The organism is Aestuariivirga sp. (assembly GCF_037139295.1).
In the GTDB taxonomy this organism is placed as follows: domain Bacteria; phylum Pseudomonadota; class Alphaproteobacteria; order Rhizobiales; family Aestuariivirgaceae; genus Aestuariivirga.
The window spans coordinates 1-19,815 of sequence record NZ_JBAXGR010000023.1; the positions used below are offsets into that span (position 1 = coordinate 1).

Annotated in this window: 17 protein-coding genes; 15 read left to right on the top strand and 2 right to left on the bottom strand. The window is 63.4% G+C overall.

Translation table 11 applies throughout. The features are described from left to right. Window positions 1–260: 260 nt before the first annotated feature. Window positions 261–866, bottom strand: a complete 606-nt coding sequence (locus WCJ41_RS08400; protein WP_336905400.1) for an alpha/beta hydrolase fold domain-containing protein — start codon at window positions 864–866, stop codon at window positions 261–263. A 92-nt stretch (window positions 867–958) separates the two neighbouring features. Between WCJ41_RS08400 and WCJ41_RS08405 the strand changes: the two genes are divergently transcribed. The 7 genes from WCJ41_RS08405 to phoB all read left to right on the top strand — a co-directional run bounded on the left by WCJ41_RS08405 (window position 959) and on the right by phoB (window position 8,300). Next, entirely contained in the window at window positions 959–1,975 is a 1,017-nt protein-coding gene (locus tag WCJ41_RS08405; RefSeq protein WP_336905401.1) for an ATP-binding protein, read from the top strand. 245 nt (window positions 1,976–2,220) lie between these two features. Beyond that, the gene (locus WCJ41_RS08410) at window positions 2,221–3,261 is read left to right on the top strand and encodes a PstS family phosphate ABC transporter substrate-binding protein (protein WP_336905402.1); all 1,041 of its coding nucleotides are present in this window, start codon (window positions 2,221–2,223) and stop codon (window positions 3,259–3,261) included. 84 nt (window positions 3,262–3,345) lie between these two features. After that, window positions 3,346–4,524: a phosphate ABC transporter permease subunit PstC gene (pstC, locus tag WCJ41_RS08415; protein ID WP_336905403.1), complete on the top strand. Its 1,179-nt coding sequence runs from the start codon at window positions 3,346–3,348 to the stop codon at window positions 4,522–4,524. Beyond that, window positions 4,517–6,031: a phosphate ABC transporter permease PstA gene (gene pstA, locus WCJ41_RS08420; protein WP_336905404.1), complete on the top strand. Its 1,515-nt coding sequence runs from the start codon at window positions 4,517–4,519 to the stop codon at window positions 6,029–6,031. The genes pstC and pstA overlap by 8 nt, the downstream gene beginning before the upstream one ends. 15 nt (window positions 6,032–6,046) lie before the next feature. Next, window positions 6,047–6,868, top strand: coding sequence for a phosphate ABC transporter ATP-binding protein PstB (pstB, locus tag WCJ41_RS08425; RefSeq protein WP_336905405.1), 822 nt, complete (start codon window positions 6,047–6,049; stop codon window positions 6,866–6,868). 11 nt (window positions 6,869–6,879) lie between these two features. Further along, window positions 6,880–7,602, top strand: a complete 723-nt coding sequence (phoU, locus tag WCJ41_RS08430; RefSeq protein WP_336905406.1) for a phosphate signaling complex protein PhoU — start codon at window positions 6,880–6,882, stop codon at window positions 7,600–7,602. Further along, window positions 7,599–8,300, top strand: coding sequence for a phosphate regulon transcriptional regulator PhoB (gene phoB, locus WCJ41_RS08435; RefSeq protein ID WP_336905407.1), 702 nt, complete (start codon window positions 7,599–7,601; stop codon window positions 8,298–8,300). The genes phoU and phoB overlap by 4 nt, the downstream gene beginning before the upstream one ends. Before the next feature lie 170 nt (window positions 8,301–8,470). On the opposite strand, the gene WCJ41_RS08440 is transcribed toward phoB, so the two are convergent. Then, entirely contained in the window at window positions 8,471–9,007 is a 537-nt protein-coding gene (locus WCJ41_RS08440) for a GcrA family cell cycle regulator (protein ID WP_336905408.1), read from the bottom strand. A gap of 428 nt (window positions 9,008–9,435) precedes the next feature. On the opposite strand from WCJ41_RS08440, the gene WCJ41_RS08445 reads away from it, so the two are divergent. The 8 genes from WCJ41_RS08445 to WCJ41_RS08480 all read left to right on the top strand — a co-directional run bounded on the left by WCJ41_RS08445 (window position 9,436) and on the right by WCJ41_RS08480 (window position 19,814). Further along, window positions 9,436–10,614, top strand: a complete 1,179-nt coding sequence (locus WCJ41_RS08445) for an aspartate aminotransferase family protein (protein WP_336905409.1) — start codon at window positions 9,436–9,438, stop codon at window positions 10,612–10,614. 28 nt (window positions 10,615–10,642) lie between these two features. Beyond that, a complete protein-coding gene (argF, locus tag WCJ41_RS08450) occupies window positions 10,643–11,572 on the top strand; it encodes an ornithine carbamoyltransferase (RefSeq protein WP_336905410.1) in 930 nt (309 codons plus the stop codon). After that, window positions 11,569–12,522: an Hsp33 family molecular chaperone gene (locus WCJ41_RS08455; protein WP_336905411.1), complete on the top strand. Its 954-nt coding sequence runs from the start codon at window positions 11,569–11,571 to the stop codon at window positions 12,520–12,522. The genes argF and WCJ41_RS08455 overlap by 4 nt, the downstream gene beginning before the upstream one ends. A 261-nt stretch (window positions 12,523–12,783) precedes the next feature. Continuing rightward, window positions 12,784–14,379, top strand: a complete 1,596-nt coding sequence (locus WCJ41_RS08460) for an ABC transporter substrate-binding protein (protein WP_336905412.1) — start codon at window positions 12,784–12,786, stop codon at window positions 14,377–14,379. 190 nt (window positions 14,380–14,569) lie between these two features. Then, entirely contained in the window at window positions 14,570–16,177 is a 1,608-nt protein-coding gene (locus tag WCJ41_RS08465; protein WP_336905413.1) for an ABC transporter substrate-binding protein, read from the top strand. A gap of 136 nt (window positions 16,178–16,313) precedes the next feature. Further along, complete coding sequence (locus WCJ41_RS08470) at window positions 16,314–17,285, top strand: ABC transporter permease (RefSeq protein WP_336905414.1); 972 nt, start codon at window positions 16,314–16,316, stop codon at window positions 17,283–17,285. Then, window positions 17,282–18,184 carry an ABC transporter permease gene (locus tag WCJ41_RS08475; protein ID WP_336905415.1) on the top strand — a complete coding sequence of 301 codons (903 nt, stop codon included), beginning with the start codon at window positions 17,282–17,284 and terminating at the stop codon, window positions 18,182–18,184. The genes WCJ41_RS08470 and WCJ41_RS08475 overlap by 4 nt, the downstream gene beginning before the upstream one ends. Beyond that, a complete protein-coding gene (locus tag WCJ41_RS08480; RefSeq protein ID WP_336905416.1) occupies window positions 18,174–19,814 on the top strand; it encodes an ABC transporter ATP-binding protein in 1,641 nt (546 codons plus the stop codon). The genes WCJ41_RS08475 and WCJ41_RS08480 overlap by 11 nt, the downstream gene beginning before the upstream one ends. The last annotated feature ends 1 nt before the right edge of the window (window position 19,815 follow it).

Below are 19,815 nucleotides of genomic sequence, written 5' to 3' on the forward strand. Positions count from 1 at the left end.
CCCCCACCGCCCCCGTTCGACTCGGAAGCGCTGGCCTGGAAAAATTCCGGAACCCGGAAGGCCGCTTTCTGCCCCTCGGCACGGCCGCCTCCGGCGACCGGCACCACGACTTCCGGAACTCGGAAAACGGGCTCCGGGCGCTCAATCCGTGACACTCGGCGTGACAACGGTGGCATGAAGTCGGCCGCGTTAAACAAGTAATACATTGATATAAAGCATTAAAATTATGACTTCCGGTTCTAATAACCACTGCCCGGCTGTCAGTACGGCTGAAGCGCGCCCTCGTGCGCCAGGTGACGAACGGCTTGCGTGATGGCCTTGAAGCCCGCCATCGCCGCCTTGCTGTGGTGGCGTGAGCGCCAGTAGGAGTGGGCAAGCGTTGGCTCCTCGCGCAAGGCCACGGGAACGCCCGCCGCCTTCAGCATCTCGGCGAAGATCACCCCATCGTCATGCAGCGGGTCGTGCACGGCCACGGTGATGAAGGTGGGTGGCAGGCCGGAAACGTCCTGCGCGGTGTTGGGAGCGCCCAGCGGGTCGCTCCAGTTCGCTGAGCCCCTGGGCCCCAGCAGCGCCTTGAGGCTTTCGATCATTTCCGCGCGGCTCAGCGCCGGTGAGTTGGCGTGTTCAAGGTAAGACTTTGTGTCGGGATCCGCACCGACTGCGGGGTAGATGCGCACGTGGACCGTGTCGACCTCGAGGTCCTCAACCATGAGCCGGTCGGGGCGGCGCGCGCGCACCCGCTTGCACTGGTCTTCCCAGGCCTGGCGCAGGCGGGCCAGCGGCCAGGCCGGATCCCACGGCCCTGCATCCTTCGCCTGGGCCTCGAGGTGGGCCCGGGTTTCGGCATCGAAAGGCGCAGTCGTCATGGCTCTAGGCTCCCGGCAATTGATCTGTCATATGGGGCTGCAATCCTGCGCCAATGCAGATGCTTCGTCCATTGCTCCGAGCGTTCCGGCCCATGCCCTCCAACGTGCCGCTGCCCGTCGACCTCGTCCATGCCATGCCCGATCCGGCGCTGGTGGTGGATGCGCAGGGCATGGTGACGCTGGCCAACGAGCAGGCCGTGGAGGTGCTCGAGTCCGATCCTGTCGGCCGCCACCTCTCGGCCTCGCTGCGCGTGCCTGCCGTGCTCGACGCGGTGACCGAGGCGGCGCTGGGCGAGGGCGGGGCCAATGTCGACTATGACGTGCGCGTGCCCGTGCCACGCAGCTTCCGCGCTCATGTCTCGTGCCTCGGAGTCGGCAAGGGTGCCCTCATCACGCTGCGCGACCTGACGCGCGAACAGCAGATCGAGCGCATGCGCGCCGACTTCGTGGCCAATGCCAGCCATGAGCTGCGAACCCCGCTTGCCGCACTTTCCGGCTTCCTCGAGACGATCCAGGGTGCCGCGAAGAACGACCCCAAGGCGCAGGAGAAATTCCTCGGCCTGATGAAGAGTCAGGCCGAGCGCATGCGCCGCCTCATCGATGATCTGCTGTCGCTCTCGCGCATCGAGATGAACGAGCATGTGAGGCCTGCGGGCGAAGTGGACCTGAACCAGGTCTCCGCCCATGTGCGCGATGTGCTGTCGGGCATGGCGAAGGATTTCGACTGCGAACTGCGGCTCGAAAGCGATGGCCCGCTCACCATCGCGGGCAGCCGCGACGAACTCGTGCAGGTGATCCAGAACCTCGCCGAGAACGCGCTGAAATACGGAAGCTCCGGCAAGCTGGTAGAGATGATCGTCCGCAAGAACGGCGACTGGGCCGAGGTGAGCGTCCGCGACCACGGCCCCGGGATTGCCGAACAGCACATTCCGCGCCTGACCGAGCGCTTTTATCGCGTCAACGTCCAGGACAGCCGCTCGCGCGGCGGCACCGGGCTGGGGCTGGCCATCGTCAAGCACATCGTCAACCGCCACCGCGGCAGGCTGGTGATCAGCTCCGTGCTGGGCGAGGGCAGCACCTTCATGATGCGGCTGCCGCTGAAGGGGTAGCTGGTCCCGCCGCCACGCGTTCGAGCTCACCTCGCCCGGACTTGATCCGGGCGTCCCTTTCGGAAGTCGTGGAAAAGGACGCCCGGATCAAGTCCGCGCAAAGTGCAATGGGAAGGGCCACGCCTTCTTGAATAAATTTTAAAAATCAATAATTTAAATCGTCACATTACTGTAATCTACAAGTCACATAAGCGTTTTGTGGCGACCCTAGGGTCCGCCCTGCCTCAGACAGGAGAAACCAGAAAATGAAACGTATCCTTTTGACCGCCAGCCTCGTGGCGCTCACCGCCGTGCCGGCCTTCGCCGCGCGCGACCAGATTCGCATCGTGGGTTCGTCCACGGTTTATCCCTTCACCACCGCGGTCGCCGAGCAGTTCGGCAAGTCCACCAGCATGAAGACGCCCGTGGTCGAGGCCACCGGCACCGGCGGCGGCATGAAGCTGTTCTGCTCCGGCGTCGGCGAGGACACTCCTGACTTCGCCAATGCCTCGCGCCTCATCAAGAAGGCCGAGTTCGAAGATTGCATGAAGAACGGCGTCACCGAGATCGTCCAGATCGAGATCGGCTTTGACGGCCTGTCCATCGCCCAGTCGAAGGACGCCAAGCCGCTGGAGCTCACCAAGCAGCAGCTGTTCATGGCGCTGGCCAAGGAAGTCCCCGACAAGGATGGCAAGCTGATTGCCAACCCGAACAAGACCTGGAAGGACGTCGACGCGTCGCTTCCCGACGTGAAGATCGAAGTGCTGGGCCCGCCGCCCACCTCCGGCACGCGTGACAGCTTTGCCGAGCTCGCCCTCGAGGCCGGCGGGCTGAAGTTCCCCGCCATGGCCGACATGAAGAAGGCCGACGCGAAGGCCTTCGAAAAGGTCTGGAAGTCGATCCGCGAAGACGGCGCCTATGTGGAAGCCGGCGAGAACGACAACCTGATCGTCCAGAAGCTGGTCGCCAACCCGACAGCACTCGGCATCTTCGGCTTCTCCTTCGTCGAACAGAACGCCAACGCCATAACGGATATTCCGATCGACGGCGTGCAGGCAACTTACGAGACCATCGCCGATGGTTCCTACAAGCTGTCGCGTCCGCTGTTCATCTACGCGAAGAAGCAGCACGTCGGCAAGATCCCCGGCATGGCTGAATTCGTCGCCGAATACGTGTCCGACAAGGCCATTGGCGAAGACGGCTACCTCGCCGACAAGGGCCTCGTGACGCTTCCGGGCGCCGAAGCCGACAAGACCCGTGCAGTTGCCAAGAACATGACCGTCCTCACGGCGGCCGACGTTAAGTAACTGCATATGTGAGGGATCAGGGGGACCGCGGATGAACCGGCCCCCTGGTCTTTGTTTCTACTTAACGCAAGCCGGAGCGACCTGATGTTCGTGTGGACCGTTCTGCTGATCGTGCTGATGGCCGTGATTGCCTACTGGGCTGGCCGCACGCATGCCGCGGGGCTGGTAACAGCCGGCGGCCCGAGGCTTCATTCACTTCCCTCCTATCACGGTCTCTTCACGGCGGCCGGTGCGATGATCGGCGGCCTGGCGCTCGCCATCGCCGGGGCCTTCGTCTTTGGGTCGCAGTCACTGCTCACGCCCGTCGCAGCCGTGATCGGCGCCGCCCTCGGTGCATTCCCGCTCTATTCCAAGAGCTCGCTCGATTTCCGGGCACGCAACAATTTCGAGCGTGTCGTGCTGGTGCTGCTCATCACCTGCTCAGCCGTGGCCATCCTCACCACCATCGGCATCGTCTTCTCGGTGCTCTACGAGACGTTGATCTTCTTCCGTTCCGTCTCACCCATCGAATTTCTGTTTGGCACCCATTGGTCGCCCACAGGTACGCCAGCCTCCTTCGGCTTCATCCCGCTCCTGGTCGGCACGTTGCTCATCACCGTGATCGCCATCGCCGTGGCAGGTCCGCTCGGGCTGCTCTCGGCGATCTACATGGCGGAATACGCCTCACCGCGGCTCAGGAGCTTCCTCAAGCCAATTCTTGAAATTCTGGCCGGCATCCCCACCGTTGTGCTGGGCTTCTTCGCCGCGCTCACCGTGGCGCCGCTGATCCGCTCCTCCGGCGAGGCGATGGGCTTCTCGGTTGCCTCCGAATCGGCTCTCGCCGCCGGCCTCGTCATGGGCATGATGATCGTGCCGCTGATCTCGTCCCTCTCGGACGACATCATCAATGCCGTGCCGCAGAGCCTGCGCGACGGTTCCTACGCGATGGGCGCCACCAAGTCGGAGACCATCAAGAAGGTGGTGCTGCCCGCGGCTCTTCCCGGCATCGTGTCGGCCTTCATGCTGGCCATCTCGCGCGCCATTGGCGAGACCATGATCGTGGTCATGGCGGCGGGCCTTGCCGCAAACCTCACCGCCAACCCGCTGGCCGCGGTCACCACCATCACTGTGCAGATCGCAACGCTGCTGGTGGGCGACCAGGAATTCGACTCGCCCAAGACGCTGTCGGCCTTCGCCCTTGGCTTCGTCCTTTTCTTCTTCACGCTCGTCCTCAACTACATCGCACTTCGCATCGTGCAGAAATACCGGGAACAGTATGACTGAGGTCAGGGACGAACTGGTCAAGAAACGCTACGCCTCCGAGCGCCGCTTCCGCTTCTATGGCGCTGCCGCGCTGATCCTGACGGCGCTGTTTCTTGCCGTGCTGCTGATCGACACCGTCATCAGGGGCATTCCCGCCTTTCACGAGACCAGCGTCGAGGTCGACGTGAACGTGAATGCGGCCGACGTCGACCCCGCGAATCTGCCGGGCGGCAACTACGACAAGATGATCAAGGAAGCCTTCCGCGCCGAATTCCCGGAAGTGACCGGCCGTGCCAACCAGAAGGCCCTGACCGCGTTGCTCTCGACGGGTGGTGCCGACGCGCTGCGCAGCATGGTGATCGCCGATCCGTCGATCATCGGCAAGACTGTCACCGTTCCGGTGCTGTTGGGCGCTGACGCCGACATGTTCCTCAAGGGCCAGCTCACGGACCAGACGATTGCTCCGGGCAAGGCCACGCTTCACGTCGCCCGGCTCGAGGGCGAAGAAGGCTTCGTGCTGACGGGCGAGAAGACCGGTGAAGAGGCCGAAAAGCAACTGGGCCTCGCAACCGGCGACGTGGTTCGCTTCCAGGGTGGCGCGGTGCGTGTCACAGGCATGCAGAACGGTTATCTGAAGGCCGACCCGGTTCTTCCGCCTGATGCCGCCTTCAGCACCGGGAATTTCGATGCCGGCCAGTGGGACATCGTCAGCTTTTCGGTTCCGCAAGCCAACCGCCGTATCAACGACAACCAGGCCCTGTGGCTCGACAAGCTGAAGCAGGACGGCCGCATCGAGAATTCCTTCTCGTGGCGCTTCTTCCAGGCGGGTGACTCGCGCGAGCCGGAACTCGCCGGCATCCGCGGGGCGCTCGTGGGTTCGCTCCTGACCGTGTTGGTGGCGATCTCGCTCGCCCTGCCGCTCGGCATTGCGTCCGCAGTCTACCTCGAGGAGTTCGCGCCCAAGAACAAATGGACGGACCTGATCGAGGTGAACATCAACAACCTCGCTGCCGTGCCCTCCATTATCTTCGGTCTGCTGGGCCTTGCGGTGTTCCTCAACTTCTTCGGCCTGCCACGCTCGGCGCCCCTCGTCGGCGGCCTGGTGCTGGCGCTGCTGGTGCTGCCGACCATCATCATCGCCTCGCGCGCAGCACTCAAGGCCGTGCCGCCGTCCATCACCGAAGCCGCACTGGGCGTCGGCGCCTCGAAGCAGCAGGCGGTGTTCCAGCACGTGCTGCCGCTGGCGCTGCCGGGCATCATGACCGGCACCATCCTGGGGCTGGCCCGTGCCTTCGGCGAAACGGCACCCCTCCTGATGATCGGCATGATTGCCTTCATCGCCGACGTGCCGCAGGGCTTCACCAGTGCCGCCACCGTGCTGCCGGTGCAGGTGTTCCTGTGGTCCGACCTGCCGGAACTGGCCTTCAAGTCCAAGACGGCGGCGGCCATCATCGTGCTGCTCGTTGTGCTTTTCGCACTCAACGCCATCGCCATCTATCTCCGCAAGCGCTTCGAGCGCCGCTGGTAAGACAGGAACAGAAACATGAACGCCCCCGTCCACCACCAGACCCTCATCACCCCGGCCCATCCGAAGGCGCTCGCCAGCGGTCAGTTCAAGGTCACGGCGCGCGATGTCGACGTCTATTATGGCGAGAAACAAGCCATCAAGAAGCTGTCGATCGACATTCCCGACCGCGCCGTGTCGGCCTTCATCGGCCCTTCGGGCTGCGGCAAGTCCACCTTCCTGCGCTGCATCAACCGCATGAACGACACGATCCCGACCTGCAAGGTGACGGGGCTCATCGATGTCGACAAGCGTGACATCTATGATCCGAACATCGACGTGGTGCAGCTGCGCGCCAAGGTCGGCATGGTGTTCCAGAAGCCCAATCCCTTCCCCAAGTCGATCTTCGAGAACGTGGCCTATGGCCCGCGCATCCACGGGCTTGCCGCCGGCAAGACCGAACTCGACGAGATCGTCGAGAAGAGCCTGCGCAAGGCCGGCCTGTGGGAAGAGGCGAAGGACCGGCTTGCCCAGCCGGGCACCGGCCTGTCCGGCGGCCAGCAGCAGCGCCTGTGCATCGCGCGTGCCATCGCGGTGAACCCCGAGGTGATCCTGATGGACGAGCCGTGCTCGGCCTTGGACCCCATCGCCACCGCCAAGATCGAGGAGCTGATCGACGAGCTCCGCCAGAATTACTGCATCGTCATCGTGACGCACTCCATGCAGCAGGCGGCGCGCGTCTCGCAGCTCACCGCCTTCTTCCACTTGGGTACCCTGGTGGAATATGGCGACACCAACGAGATGTTCACCGCGCCGCAGGAAAAGCGCACCCAGGATTACATCACTGGCCGCTTCGGCTGAGGAGAGAGAGAATGTCTGAACACATCGTAAAGTCCTATGACGAGGACCTCTCGCAGCTCAGGACGATGCTGGCCCAGATGGGCGGCCTCGTGGAGCAGCAGCTGGACGACGCCATCTACGCACTGACGCGGCGCGATACAGCCCTTGCTGACCGGGTGATCCAGAACGACGAGCGCGTCGACGTGCTGGAGCGCGAGATTGAGGAAAAGGCGATTCTGACCATCGCCAGGCGCCAGCCGGTGGCCCGCGACCTGCGCGAGATCATGGTAGCGATCCGCGTGTCTTCCGACCTTGAGCGCATCGGCGACCTTGCCAAGAACACGGCGAAACGCACCCACGCCATGTCGGACCAGCTGCCGCGCAAGCTGTTGGTGGGCGTCACCCGCATGGGTCGTCTGGCGCAGGTGGAAGTCAAGAACATCCTTGATGCCTATTCGCGCTCGGATGCCGACTTGGCGATGGAAGTGTGGCGTGCTGACGAAGACCTCGACGCGCTCTACAATTCGATCTTCCGCGAACTTCTCACCTACATGATGGAAGACCCGCGCAACATCTCGCTTTGCACGCACCTGCTGTTCGGCGCCAAGAACATGGAGCGCGTCGGCGACCATGCAACCAACATCGCCGAGAACATCTACTATCTCGTGCACGGCAAGCCGCTGAGCGAAGGCCGCCCGAAGAAGGACGTGACCAGCGGCATGCGCGGTGACATCGAGGGATCCGACGACAGATGAGTGCGTCCATCCTGGTCGTTGAGGACGAGGAGCCAATCCAGATCCTCCTCAGCTACAATCTTGAGTCCGAGGGATACCGTGTCCGCCACACGGCGGAAGGCGAGGACGTGACGAAACTCGTCACCGACGAACGGCCGGACCTGATCGTGCTGGACTGGATGCTGCCGGGAATTTCAGGAATTGAAGTGTGCCGCCTGCTGCGGGCGAAGCCCGAGACGCGAGACATTCCCATCATCATGCTGACCGCACGCAGCGAGGAGGCCGAGCGCGTGCGCGGCCTTGCCACGGGCGCAGACGACTACATGGTGAAACCCTTCTCAGTGCCGGAGTTGCTCGCCCGCATCCGCACCATCCTGCGCCGGGTGAACCCGGATGCAGTGGCCGATCAGCTGAAGGCGGGCGATCTCGGGCTTGACCGCAAGACCAGGCGGGTGACGCGCGGCGCGCGCGACATCAACCTCTCGCCGACCGAGTTCAAGCTGCTTGAGCACCTGATGCGCAACCCTGGGCGCGTCTATTCCCGCGCGCAATTGCTGGACACCGTGTGGGGGCACGACGTCTATGTCGACGAGCGGACGGTCGATGTTCACGTCGGGCGGCTGCGGAAGTCTCTGAGCCGGGGCAGGGAAGTGGACCCGATCCGCACGGTGCGCGGCATGGGCTATTCGTTCGACGAGCGGTTCGGGCGGACGATCTAGCGGCGGCGCGCCCTCTCCTCTCCATCATCATTATCGCCGGGCGTGTCCCGGCGATCCTTTTGATGGCGGCACCCAAAGAAGATGCCCGGGACGAGCCCGGGCATGATGAACGTGGTGGGTCGCGGCCGAGGCATCAACAAAAGGCCCTCATCGCTGAGGGCCTTTTCATCTCATCCGAAGTTCACCTTGCGGTTCCGTCGGTCCTGCATCGGCTGGTAGGCCAACCTTGCGTGGTATTCGCAATAGGGCGAGCCTTCGCGGGGCCCGTGGCCGCAGAAGCAGAACTCTTCCGAGCCCGGGTCGCCGATCGGCCATTTGCAGGTCTTGTCAGAGAGGTGGAGGATGGTGACGCGACCATCTTTCGACAGTTCGACGAGGCGCAGCGGCTGCGGCTCGGGGATTGCGGCGGGGCGAATGTGGGTTTCCGCCCGCATCATCGGCTTCAGTGCTGAGGAGCCCGCCGTGGGCATGCTCGGCATCGAACCACCGGCGCGTGGCGCCAGGCTTGGTTCGCGCTGCTTGCGTGGCTGGCGCGGCTGCGCCACACGCTGCTGCTGAACCCGGCCCGACAGGTTGAGGCGGTGAACCTTGCCGATCACGGCATTGCGGGTCACGCCATTGCCAAGCCGGCCGGCGATCTGGCTGGCGCTCAGCCCTTCCGTCCAGAGCTTCTTCAGAAGCTCGACGCGCTCATCTGTCCAGGACAATTTCGCCCCTCCAAGATTGACTTCATGCTGTGCAGTCAAACGGAATCCCTCATACCTCGCCGGACCTGCTTCGTCCCGGCGTGTTCAATCACCAAACTGACCGTTAGCCGCTACATCTCGTAGCTGATGGCCGTGACCCTACAATACGCGGTGACTCACCCGCAACCTCCGGCGCCAGAATCGGAACCGTTTTCCCCAGTTTCCGCGCCAAGCACTTTGGTTAACCAAACCTTATCAGTGGCAGGAATCGTCTGTCGCTGCGCTGTTTTGACTCAGTGTGGACAACCGTGAATCACGCCTTGAGTTTCGTGAATCATTCCGGGCCAGCGCATGATTGACCCCGCGCGCCCTCGGAATTATAAGGTTTTCGCTGCGAGGCGCCCTCCCCACCGGCGGGCGCCTTTTGATTTCGACAACAGGGTTCCGCCATGATCACGCCCGTTCTGCCGACCTATGCCCGCGCGAAGGTTGCCTTCGACAGGGGCGAGGGCGCGCGCGTGTTCACGCCCGAAGGCGAGGCTTATCTCGATTTTGGCGCCGGCGTGGCGGTGACGAGCTGTGGTCACGCCCATCCGCATCTCGTCGAGGCGCTCACCGAGCAGGCGAAGAAGATCTGGCACACGTCCAACCTCTATCAGATGCCGGGGCAGGAAAAGCTTGCCCAGCGGCTGATCGAGAACACCTTCGCCGACACGGTGTTCTTCACCAACTCAGGCGCCGAGGCGCTCGAATGCGCGATCAAGATGGCGCGCAAGTATCAGTCGGCCACCGGCCACCCGGAGCGCTATCGCCTCATCACCTTCGAGGGCGCCTTCCATGGCCGGACGCTGGCCACAATCGCGGCTGGCGGCCAGGCGAAATATCTCGAGGGCTTCGGCCCCAAGGTCGAGGGTTTCGACCAGCTGCCCTTCGGCGATCATGAAGCATTGAAGGCGGCGATGGGGCCTGAGACGGCGGGCATCCTCATCGAGCCGGTGCAGGGCGAGGGCGGCATTCGCCCCGTGCCGCCGCATTGCCTCAAGGGCCTGCGCGAGCTGTGCGATGAGCATGGCCTGCTGCTGATCTTCGACGAGGTGCAGACTGGCGTTGGCCGCACCGGCAAGCTCTTCGCGCATGAATGGGCGGGCGTCACGCCAGACATCATGGCCATTGCCAAGGGCATCGGCGGCGGCTTCCCCATCGGCGCCTGCCTCGCGACCGAGAAGGCGGCGGTTGGCATGACTGCCGGTACCCACGGTTCCACCTTCGGCGGCAACCCGCTGGGCACGGCGGTCGCCAATGCTGTGCTGGATGTCATCCTGGAGCCCGGCTTCCTCGATGGCGTGCAGCGCCGCGCCCTCACGCTGAAGCAGAAGCTTGCCGCGCTGAAGGACAATCACCCCACCATCATCGAGGACGTCCGCGGGGCGGGGCTGATGATGGGCATCAAATGCAAGGTGCCCAACACGGCGTTCCAGGCGGCAGCCCTCGACCAGCATCTTCTCACCATCGGTGCGGGTGACAATGTGGTGCGGCTGCTGCCGCCGCTCATCGTCACCGATGCCGACATCACCGAAGCCGTGGACAAGCTCGACCGTGCCTGCAAGGCGCTCGAAGTCAAGGCCTGACACATTTCATTTCTTCATGACGGTTCCCATGAGTTCTCCCAAGCATTTTCTCGATATTTCCGATTTTGACGCCACCACGCTGAACGGCATCATCGCCAAGGCGCGGGCCATGAAGGATGCGCGCAAGGGCCTTCCCAGGGGCCTGCGCGAGAAGGATGAACCCCTGAAGGGCCGCATGCTGGCGCTGATCTTCGAGCGCCCATCGACCAGGACACGCGTATCCTTCGAGGTGGGCATGCGGCAGCTCGGCGGCGATACGCTGGTGCTGACCGGCAGCGAGATGCAGCTGGGCCGCGGCGAGACCATCGCCGACACGGCGCGCGTGCTGTCGCGCTTCGTTGATGCCATCATGATCCGCGCCGCGCAGCATTCGACCCTGACGGAACTCGCCGCCGCGGCCACCGTTCCGGTGATCAACGGCCTCACCAGCCTCACCCACCCCTGCCAGGTGATGGCCGACGTGATGACGCTCGAGGAACATGTGGCGCCGCTGAAGAATCTCACCGTCAGCTGGGTGGGCGACGGCAACAATGTCGCCGCCTCATGGATCCAGGCGGTTGGCCGCATGGGCGGTCGCTTGCAGATCGGCACGCCGGCCGAACTGGCGCCTGCCCCGGAGGTGATGGACTGGGCCCGCGCCACCGGCGCCGACATCGCGCTCACCACCTCGCCGGAAGCGGCCGTGGAAGGAGCCGATTGCGTCATCACCGATTGCTGGGTCTCGATGCACAACACCGATACGGCGAGCCGCCACAACCTGCTCAGGCCCTATCAGGTGAACGGCGCGCTGATGAAGCGGGCGAAGCCCAATGCCAAATTCATGCACTGCCTGCCCGCGCATCGCGGCGAAGAGGTGACGGATGAGGTGATGGATTCTCCCAACTCGCTGGTCTTCGACGAGGCCGAGAACCGTCTGCATGTGCAGAAGTCGATCCTTCTGCACTGCCTGGGGGCATGATGGCGGACGCGATGGGCCTGCCGGCGGACGACCTCGTCCTGCCTTTCGAGATCAAGCCGCTCGGCGTGCGTGGCCGCCTTGTGCGCCTTGGTCCGGCGGTGGACGACATCCTGCACCGCCACGCCTATCCCGCACCGGTGTCGGCGCTCCTCGCCGAGGCGGTGGCGCTGGCCGCCACCCTGGGCGCCATGCTGAAATTCGACGGCAAGTTCATTCTCCAGACCAAGACCGACGGCCCGGTGGACATGATCGTCGCCGACTATGTGGCGCCCGGCAAGGTGCGCGGCTATGCCCGCTTCGACGCGGACCGCATGGCGGCGCTGAAGAACCCCACCCAGGTCGAACTCCTCGGCAAGGGCTACCTTGCCATGACAGTCGACCAGGGCCCCGACATGGAGCGCTACCAGGGCATCGTGCCGCTTGATGGGGCAGACCTCACGGCGGCAGCCCACAGCTATTTCGAGAAGTCGGAGCAGATCCCCACGCGCATTCGCATGGCGGCGGGCCCATTGCTCCAGCGCGGCGCCAAGGGCGAGGCCTGGCGCGCGGGCGCCATCATGGTTCAGCACCTGCCGCGGGAGGGTGGCTCCAGCCCGCTTCCGAGCCATTCCGGCGATGCCCCGGAGGGGCTCGATGTTGCACCGCAAGAGAACGATGACTGGGTGAAGGCGCGGCTGCTCCTCGACACGGTCGAGGCGCATGAGCTGCTCGACCCGCAGCTCTCCGCCGAGCAACTTCTCTATCGTCTCTATCATGAGGATGGCGTCACGGCTTACCCCGCGACACATCTGGAGCGCTACTGCAGCTGCTCACAGGAGAGCATCACCCGGATGCTGGCGCGGTTTCCGGCAGAGGACCGGGCCGACATGGTAACGGATGGTGAAATCGCCGTGACCTGCGAGTTCTGTTCGACCACTTACAAGGTGCAGCCGGGTGACCTCGCCCCGTGATGGGCCTCACGTGTCGTATTTCGCCCGAAACCTGTCCAAATCGTTAGTAGGATTCACCACCCGGCTGTGCAACTCTGATTGACGGACGGAAATCCACGTGACAGGCTCACGCGGATAGGGCCAAAGGCCCCAAAGATAAAGAAGAACGGTCGTGGGAGAGGCGAGGGAGAGCATTGGCTAAGGAGCGCTGAACGCGCTGCTCGCCATGATCCAGTCCCAATCCCCACCGCAAAGTTGACGGTCACTTAAGGAGAGAGATGCATGACCGAATTCGAAATGAAACTGAAGGCAGCCGAGAAGGCCGTCGGTCTGGGCAAGCTGTCGCGCCGCGACTTCATCCAGTTCGTGATGGCCTCCGGCGTCACGCTGGCCGTCGCGCAGACGATGTTCGCCCGCGCCGCGCGCGCCGAACCCAAGAAGGGCGGCACCTTCAAGGCCGCCGTCGGCCACGGCCAGACGACTGACTCGCTCGATCCGGCCACCTGGTCGAACGGCTTCACCTTCGCCTGGGGCAAGTCCGTCATGGGCGCGCCGCTGGTGCAGATCAGCCAGAAGAACGAAGTCGTTCCCCACGTCGCCGAGAGCCTCGAGCCGACGGACGGCGCCAAGAAGTGGATCGTGAAGCTGCGCAAGGGCATCACCTTCCACAATGGCAAGGCGCTGACCGCCGATGACGTGGTGGCCACCATCAACTATCACATCGCGCCGGACTCCAAGTCGCCGGCCAAGGGCGTTCTGTCGAACCTCGTGTCGGTCAAGGCCGACGGCCCGGACACCGTTGTGTTCGAACTCTCGGGCGGCAACGCCGACTTCCCCTACCTGCTCTCCGACTACCACCTTGCCATGTATCCCTCTGAGGGCGGCAAGATCCAGTGGGACAAGGGCATCGGCGCCGGTCCCTACATCCTGAAGTCGTTCGAGCCCGGCGTGAAGATGACCGCCGAGCGCAACCCGAACTACTTCAAGGACACCTACTTCGATAACGTCGAGCTGCTCTCGATCATCGACGTGGCGGCCCGCACCAACGCCTATCTGTCGGGCGAAGTGCACTTCATCGACCGTGCTGACCTCAAGACCATCGACATGCTGAAGAACGCGCCGGACACCGGCCTCTACAACGTGTCGGGCACCGCGCTCTACTCGGCGCCGATGCTGGTTGACCAGGCTCCCTTCGACAAGCTCGAAGTGCGCCAGGCGCTGAAGTGGGCGATCAACCGCCAGGAACTGGTGGACAAGATCCTCTACGGCTACGGTTCCGCCGGCAACGACAACATGCTCGCCCAGTCGCTCAAGTATGCGATCCAGCCCGAGCCGGTCTACACCTACGATCCGGAGAAGGCCAAGTCGCTGCTCAAGAAGGCCGGCATGGAAAACCTCAAGGTCGATCTCTCGGCTTCGGATGCAGCCTTCCCGGGCGGCGTCGACGCAGCGCTGCTGATGGCCGAACAGGCCAAGGCCGCCGGCATCGAGATCAACGTCGTGCGCGAGCCGAACGACAGCTACTGGGATAACGTCTGGATCAAGAAGCCCTGGTGCCAGTGCTACTGGGGTGGTCGTCCGACCGCGGACTCCTTCCTCTCGATCTCCATGGCTGCCGATGCGGCCTGGAACGACACCAAGTGGAAGAACCCGCGCTTCAACGAGCTGCTCGTCGCGGCTCGTGCCGAGACGGACGAGGCCAAGCGTCAGGCCATGTATGCCGAATGTCAGCAGCTCATGCATGACGACGGCGGCCAGGTCGTGCTGATGTTCAACAACTATGTCGGCGCGCTGAACAACGCGGTCGGCCATGGCGAATTCAACACCGACTTCGACCATGACGGCGGCTACATGTACGAGCGTTGGTGGATGGCGTAATTCACGCCTGATACGACAATTTAATGAAACGGGACCCCGTCAAGCAATTGACGGGGTCTTTTCGTCATGTGAACCTTCACACTGGACGGTGGCAGATCCCGCAGGCCTGAGGCGAAAGCCAGGCTCGGAGAACGGGAATGCCAGCCGGGGAAACGTCAATGGCCGTACATCGGCCTGAGGGAGAGCGACAATGGACGAGATCAAGAACAAGCTGAACGCCGCGCTGGGGCAGGCCGTCAGGGGCCGCATCACCAGGCGTGAATTCACCCAGCTTGCGCTGGCGTCGGGCGTCAGCCTGGCCGCTGCCAACAGCATGTTCAGCAAGGCTTATGCTGATGAGCCCAAGAAGGGCGGCAACTTGAAGGTCGGCGTCGGCCACGGCGCCACCACCGACTCGATGGACCCGGGCCTCTATCCGGATCAGTTCACCGGCACCGCGCTGTGGGGCACGCTGGCCAACAGCCTCACCGAGATCGACGCCGACGGGAACGTGGTGGGTGACATCGCCGAGAGCTTTGAGTCCTCCGACGGCGCCAAGAAGTGGGTGTTCAAGGTCAGGAACGGCGTGACCTTCCACAATGGCAAGACAGTAACGGCGGATGACGTCATCGCCTCGCTGCAGCATCACCTGGGCGAGAACTCCAAGTCGGCGGCAAAGTCGCTGCTGAAGGAAGTCACCGTGATGAAGGCCGACGGGCCGAACACCGTGGTGTTCGAACTGACCGGCGGCAATGCCGACTTCCCCTACACCGTCTCTGACTACCACATGCCGATCATGCCGAAGAACCCCGACGGTACGGTGGACTGGCAGTCCGGCATCCGTACCGGCGCCTACAAGCTCGACAAGTTCGATCCGGGCGTGCAGGCCTCCTTCACCAAGAACGAAAACTACTACAAGCCCGGCAAGGGCTGGTTCGACACGGTGCAGTTTCTGTCGATCAAGGACTCGGCGGCCCGCACCAATGCGCTGCTGTCGGGCGAGATCCACTACATGGACCGCTGCGATCTCAAGACGCTCGACCAGCTGAAGGCCAATCCGGACCTCACCGTGTCGGAGATCACCGGCTACGGCCACTACATCTACGTGATGAACGTGACGCAGAAGCCGTTCGACGACGTCAACATCCGCACCGCCATCAAGTATTCGATGCCGCGCGATGCGATCCTCGAGTCGGTGTTCCTCGGCCACGGAACCGTGGGCAACGACAACCCGATCGCCCCCACGGTGAAGTTCGCCATCGACCCGATGCCGAAGCACAGCTATGACCCCGCCAAGGCCAAGGAATATCTCAAGAAGGCCGGCCTCGACAGCCTCGCCTTCGACCTCTCGGTGGCGGATGCCGCCTTCGCGGGCGCCGTCGATGCGGCAATCCTGTGGAAGGAAAAGGCCAAGGACTGCGGCATCGACATCAACGTCATCAAGGAACCGGAAGACGGCTACTGGGACAATGTCTGGCTGAAGAAGCCGTTCGTTGCCTCCTACTGGAGCGGCCGCCCCACCGTCGACTGGATGATGACCACCGCCTATGCAGCGGATGCTTCGTGGAACGATACCTTCTGGAAGAACGCAAAGTTCAACGAGCTCCTCGTTGCGGCCCGTTCCGAGACGGACGAAGCCAAGCGTGCCGCCATGTATGCCGAGATGCAGCAGATCCTGCATGACGACGGCGGGTTGGTGAACATGCTGTTCAACTCCTATGTCGAGGCCCATGCGAAGAACCTCGGCCACGGCAAGGTGGCCGCCAACTGGCAGCTTGACGGCATGCGCGTTGCCGAGCGTTGGTGGTTCACCTCGTAACTGACGGAAACGACCAGTCAACGGTCGGAGGCCGGACTGCGGATGCGCAGTCCGGCCTCTATCATTTTGCTTGGTAGGCTCAGTAGTTCTGCTACTATCGAAAGCACGGGCCCAACAAGAGGCTCAGGGGAGAGGCATGCATCCGGTTCTGAAAACCGTACTGCAGCGCTTGGGACTAGGGCTTCTGACGCTGTTCGTGGTGTCGGTCGTTATCTTCGCGTCCCTTGAATTGCTGCCTGGTGGCTTCGCGGAAGCCATCCTCGGACAAGGCGCCACACCTGAAACGGTGGCAGCCTTCAACCATCAGGTCGGTCTCGACCGCCCCGCCACCGTCCGCTACTTCGAGTGGATCTGGAACATCCTCCACGGCAACTTCGGTTACTCCTATGCCGGCATGGGCGGCTCCATCAAGCGCAGCGTCACCGACCTGATCGCGCCACGCCTCTACAACACCTTCTTCCTCGCCATCATGACGGCAGTCGTCGCTGTGCCGCTGTCGCTGTTCCTCGGCATCATGGCCGCGCTCTACCGCAACAGCTGGTATGACCGTGCCGTCAACACCGTGACGCTGACGACCATCGCCACCCCGGAATTCTTCATCGCCTACCTGCTGATGTTCTTCTTCGCCATCAAGCACCGCTGGTTCTATTCGCTTTCGACGGTTTCGGACTCGACCCCGTTTCTTGAGCACATGTACAGGGCGGCCCTTCCGGCCCTGACGCTGACCCTTGTCATCGTTGCCCACATGATGCGCATGACCAGGGCTTCGCTCATCAACCTGCTCGCCAGCCCCTACATGGAAATGGCGCAGCTCAAGGGCGTTCCGCGGCGCGAGGCGATCATCAAGCATGCGCTTCCCAATGCCTGGGCGCCCATTGCAACCGTCATCGCCTTCAACCTCGCCTATCTCGTCGTCGGCGTCGTCGTGGTCGAGGTCGTCTATGTCTATCCCGGCATCGGCCAGTTGATGGTGGACTCGGTCTCGAGCCGCGATATGCCTGTGGTGCAGGCCTGCGCGCTGATCTTCGCTGCGACCTACATCCTGCTCAACCTGTCGGCCGACATCGTGTCGATCATCACCAATCCACGGCTGCTGCACCCCAAATGACCGCGCAAGCTCCAGACATCCGCTCCGTCCGTGCCCGCCGCAGCCTGTGGCAGAACGTCAAGCGCACGCTGGCCTCGGCGCCCCTCAGCGCATGGTTCGGCATGATCGTCATCGTGATCTATGTCTTCGCGGCGGTCTTCGCCCCGTGGATCGCGCCCTATGGCGAGGCCGAAGTGGTGGGCAAGGCCTACCAGCCTGCCGGAGGCGAGTTCTGGCTCGGCACCGACCAGATCGGCCGTGACCTTTTTTCCCGCATCATCTACGGCGCGCGCAACACCATCGGCATCGCCTTCATCACCACGCTGCTCTCTTTCGCCATCGGCGGCACGCTGGGTGTGCTGACGGCGCTGAAGCGCGGCTGGCTGGACCAGGCGGTCTCGCGCATCGTCGATGCCTTCCTGGCGATCCCCGTGCTGATTTTCGCGCTGATGCTGCTCGCCGTTTTCGGCAAGTACGTCATAAACCTGATCCTCATCCTGGCGCTGCTCGACTCCACCCGCGTCTTCCGCCTGGCACGCGCCACGGCGCTGAACGTGGTGGTGATGGATTACGTGGAAGCCGCCAAGCTGCGTGGCGAAGGCAATCGCTGGATCATCTTCAAGGAAGTGCTGCCCAACATCCTGCCGCCGCTCATCACCGAATTCGGCCTCAGGTTCTGCTTCGTGTTCCTCACCATTGCGGCGCTCTCCTTCCTCGGCGTCGGCATCCAGCCGCCCACCGCCGACTGGGGCTCCATGGTGGCCGAAAGCAAGACGCTCATCACCTTCCCGGTGAAGAGCTTCCCGTGGATTCCGGCGCCCTTCTATCCGGCCTTGGCCATCGCGCTGCTGACGGTGTCGATAAATTTCGTGGTGGACTGGTTCCTCCACAAGACCAGCGGGCTTCGCGATGAAAAGTGACAACCAGCGCGTCAAGGGCGCGGACCTTCTGCAGATCCGCGGCCTCAAGATCGAGGGCAACTCGGATGGCATCTGGAATCCCATTGTCAAGGGCGTCGACCTTTCGCTGAAGCGCGGCGAGGTGCTTGGCTTGATCGGTGAGTCGGGTGCGGGCAAATCCACCATCGGCCTTGCCGCCATGGGCTTCGCCCGGCCGGGCTGCCGCATAACCGACGGCACCATCATGTTCGACGGCATCGACCTGCGCACGGCGTCCGAGGCCGAGAAGCGCCGGCTCTGGGGCGCGCGCATCGCCTATGTGGCACAAAGTGCAGCCGCCGCCTTCAACCCCGCCCACAAGCTCATGGAACAGACCATCGAGACTGCGGTGCGTGACGGCATCAGGACCAAGGACCAGGCGATTGCGGACTCGATCGACCTCTACCGCCGCCTGCAATTGCCGAATCCCGAGCACATTGGCGATCGCTATCCGCACCAGGTGTCGGGTGGGCAGCTGCAGCGCGCCATGACGGCCATGGCCATGTCCTGCCGCCCTGACCTGATCATTTTCGACGAACCGACGACAGCACTCGACGTGACGACGCAGGTTGAGGTTCTGGCGGCCATGCGCAACATCGTGGAGCAGTTCCACACGGCGGCGATCTACATCACGCATGATCTTGCGGTGGTGGCCCAGATGGCCGACCGCATCATGGTGCTGCGCCACGGCCTCGAGGTGGAGGAAGCCCCCACCCGCGAGATGCTGAAGGAGCCGAAGAAGGATTATACCAAGACGCTGTGGGCCGTGCGCAGCCTCACCAAGGAAGAATCGATCAGCGATGACGTGACGCTGAGCGTGCGAAACGTCGATGCCAGCTATTCGGGTGTTGTGAAGGTCCTCGACAATGTCACCGTCAGCCTGCCGCGCGGCCGCACTGTGGCCGTGGTGGGTGAATCGGGTTCCGGCAAGTCGACGCTGGCCCGCGCCATCACCGGCCTGCTGCCGCCCAGCAAGGGCGAAATCCTGTTCAACGGCAAGCCACTGTCACGTGCGCTCAAGGACCGCGACAAGGACACGCTCCGGCGTATCCAGATGATCTACCAGTCGGCTGACACCTCGCTGAACCCCAAGCAGACGATCCGCGACATCATCGGCCGACCGCTGGAGTTCTATCACGGGGTGAGTGGCGCCGCGCGCGACCGGCGCGTGGCGGAGCTGCTCGACTCGATCGAGTTGAACGAGAGCTATATCGACCGCCTGCCCACCGAGCTTTCGGGTGGCCAGAAGCAGCGCATCTCGATCGCCCGCGCGCTCGCTGCCGAGCCCGACATCATCATCTGCGACGAGGTGACGTCGGCGCTGGACCAGATCGTGCAGGAAGAAATCCTGACACTGCTGATGAAGCTGCAGAAGGACACCAACGTCTCCTATCTCTTCATCACCCACGACATCGCAACCGTGCGGGCGATTTCGGACGAGATCGTGGTCATGCACCGCGGAAAGGTGGTGCAGCAGGGGCCGAAGTCGGTGGTGCTGAATCCGCCGCACCCCGCCTACACGGAGCTGTTGCTCTCCTCGGTGCCGCAGATGGACCCGGACTGGCTGACCAACCTTCTGGCCCAGCGGGCTCAGGCGAAGGTCAAGGCCTAGG

Excerpts from the sequence above, each read along its gene's own strand:
- WCJ41_RS08445 (WP_336905409.1), top strand. The coding sequence starts at position 9,436 with ATGATCACGCCCGTTCTGCCGACCTATGCCCGCGCGAAGGTTGCCTTC.
- WCJ41_RS08400 (WP_336905400.1), bottom strand. The coding sequence starts at position 866 with ATGACGACTGCGCCTTTCGATGCCGAAACCCGGGCCCACCTCGAGGCC.
- argF (WP_336905410.1), top strand. The coding sequence starts at position 10,643 with ATGAGTTCTCCCAAGCATTTTCTCGATATTTCCGATTTTGACGCCACC.
- WCJ41_RS08465 (WP_336905413.1), top strand. The coding sequence starts at position 14,570 with ATGGACGAGATCAAGAACAAGCTGAACGCCGCGCTGGGGCAGGCCGTC.
- WCJ41_RS08480 (WP_336905416.1), top strand. The coding sequence starts at position 18,174 with ATGAAAAGTGACAACCAGCGCGTCAAGGGCGCGGACCTTCTGCAGATC.
- pstA (WP_336905404.1), top strand. The coding sequence starts at position 4,517 with ATGACTGAGGTCAGGGACGAACTGGTCAAGAAACGCTACGCCTCCGAG.
- WCJ41_RS08460 (WP_336905412.1), top strand. The coding sequence starts at position 12,784 with ATGACCGAATTCGAAATGAAACTGAAGGCAGCCGAGAAGGCCGTCGGT.
- WCJ41_RS08455 (WP_336905411.1), top strand. The coding sequence starts at position 11,569 with ATGATGGCGGACGCGATGGGCCTGCCGGCGGACGACCTCGTCCTGCCT.
- WCJ41_RS08475 (WP_336905415.1), top strand. The coding sequence starts at position 17,282 with ATGACCGCGCAAGCTCCAGACATCCGCTCCGTCCGTGCCCGCCGCAGC.
- WCJ41_RS08410 (WP_336905402.1), top strand. The coding sequence starts at position 2,221 with ATGAAACGTATCCTTTTGACCGCCAGCCTCGTGGCGCTCACCGCCGTG.
- phoU (WP_336905406.1), top strand. The coding sequence starts at position 6,880 with ATGTCTGAACACATCGTAAAGTCCTATGACGAGGACCTCTCGCAGCTC.
- pstB (WP_336905405.1), top strand. The coding sequence starts at position 6,047 with ATGAACGCCCCCGTCCACCACCAGACCCTCATCACCCCGGCCCATCCG.
- WCJ41_RS08470 (WP_336905414.1), top strand. The coding sequence starts at position 16,314 with ATGCATCCGGTTCTGAAAACCGTACTGCAGCGCTTGGGACTAGGGCTT.
- WCJ41_RS08405 (WP_336905401.1), top strand. The coding sequence starts at position 959 with ATGCCCTCCAACGTGCCGCTGCCCGTCGACCTCGTCCATGCCATGCCC.
- pstC (WP_336905403.1), top strand. The coding sequence starts at position 3,346 with ATGTTCGTGTGGACCGTTCTGCTGATCGTGCTGATGGCCGTGATTGCC.
- phoB (WP_336905407.1), top strand. The coding sequence starts at position 7,599 with ATGAGTGCGTCCATCCTGGTCGTTGAGGACGAGGAGCCAATCCAGATC.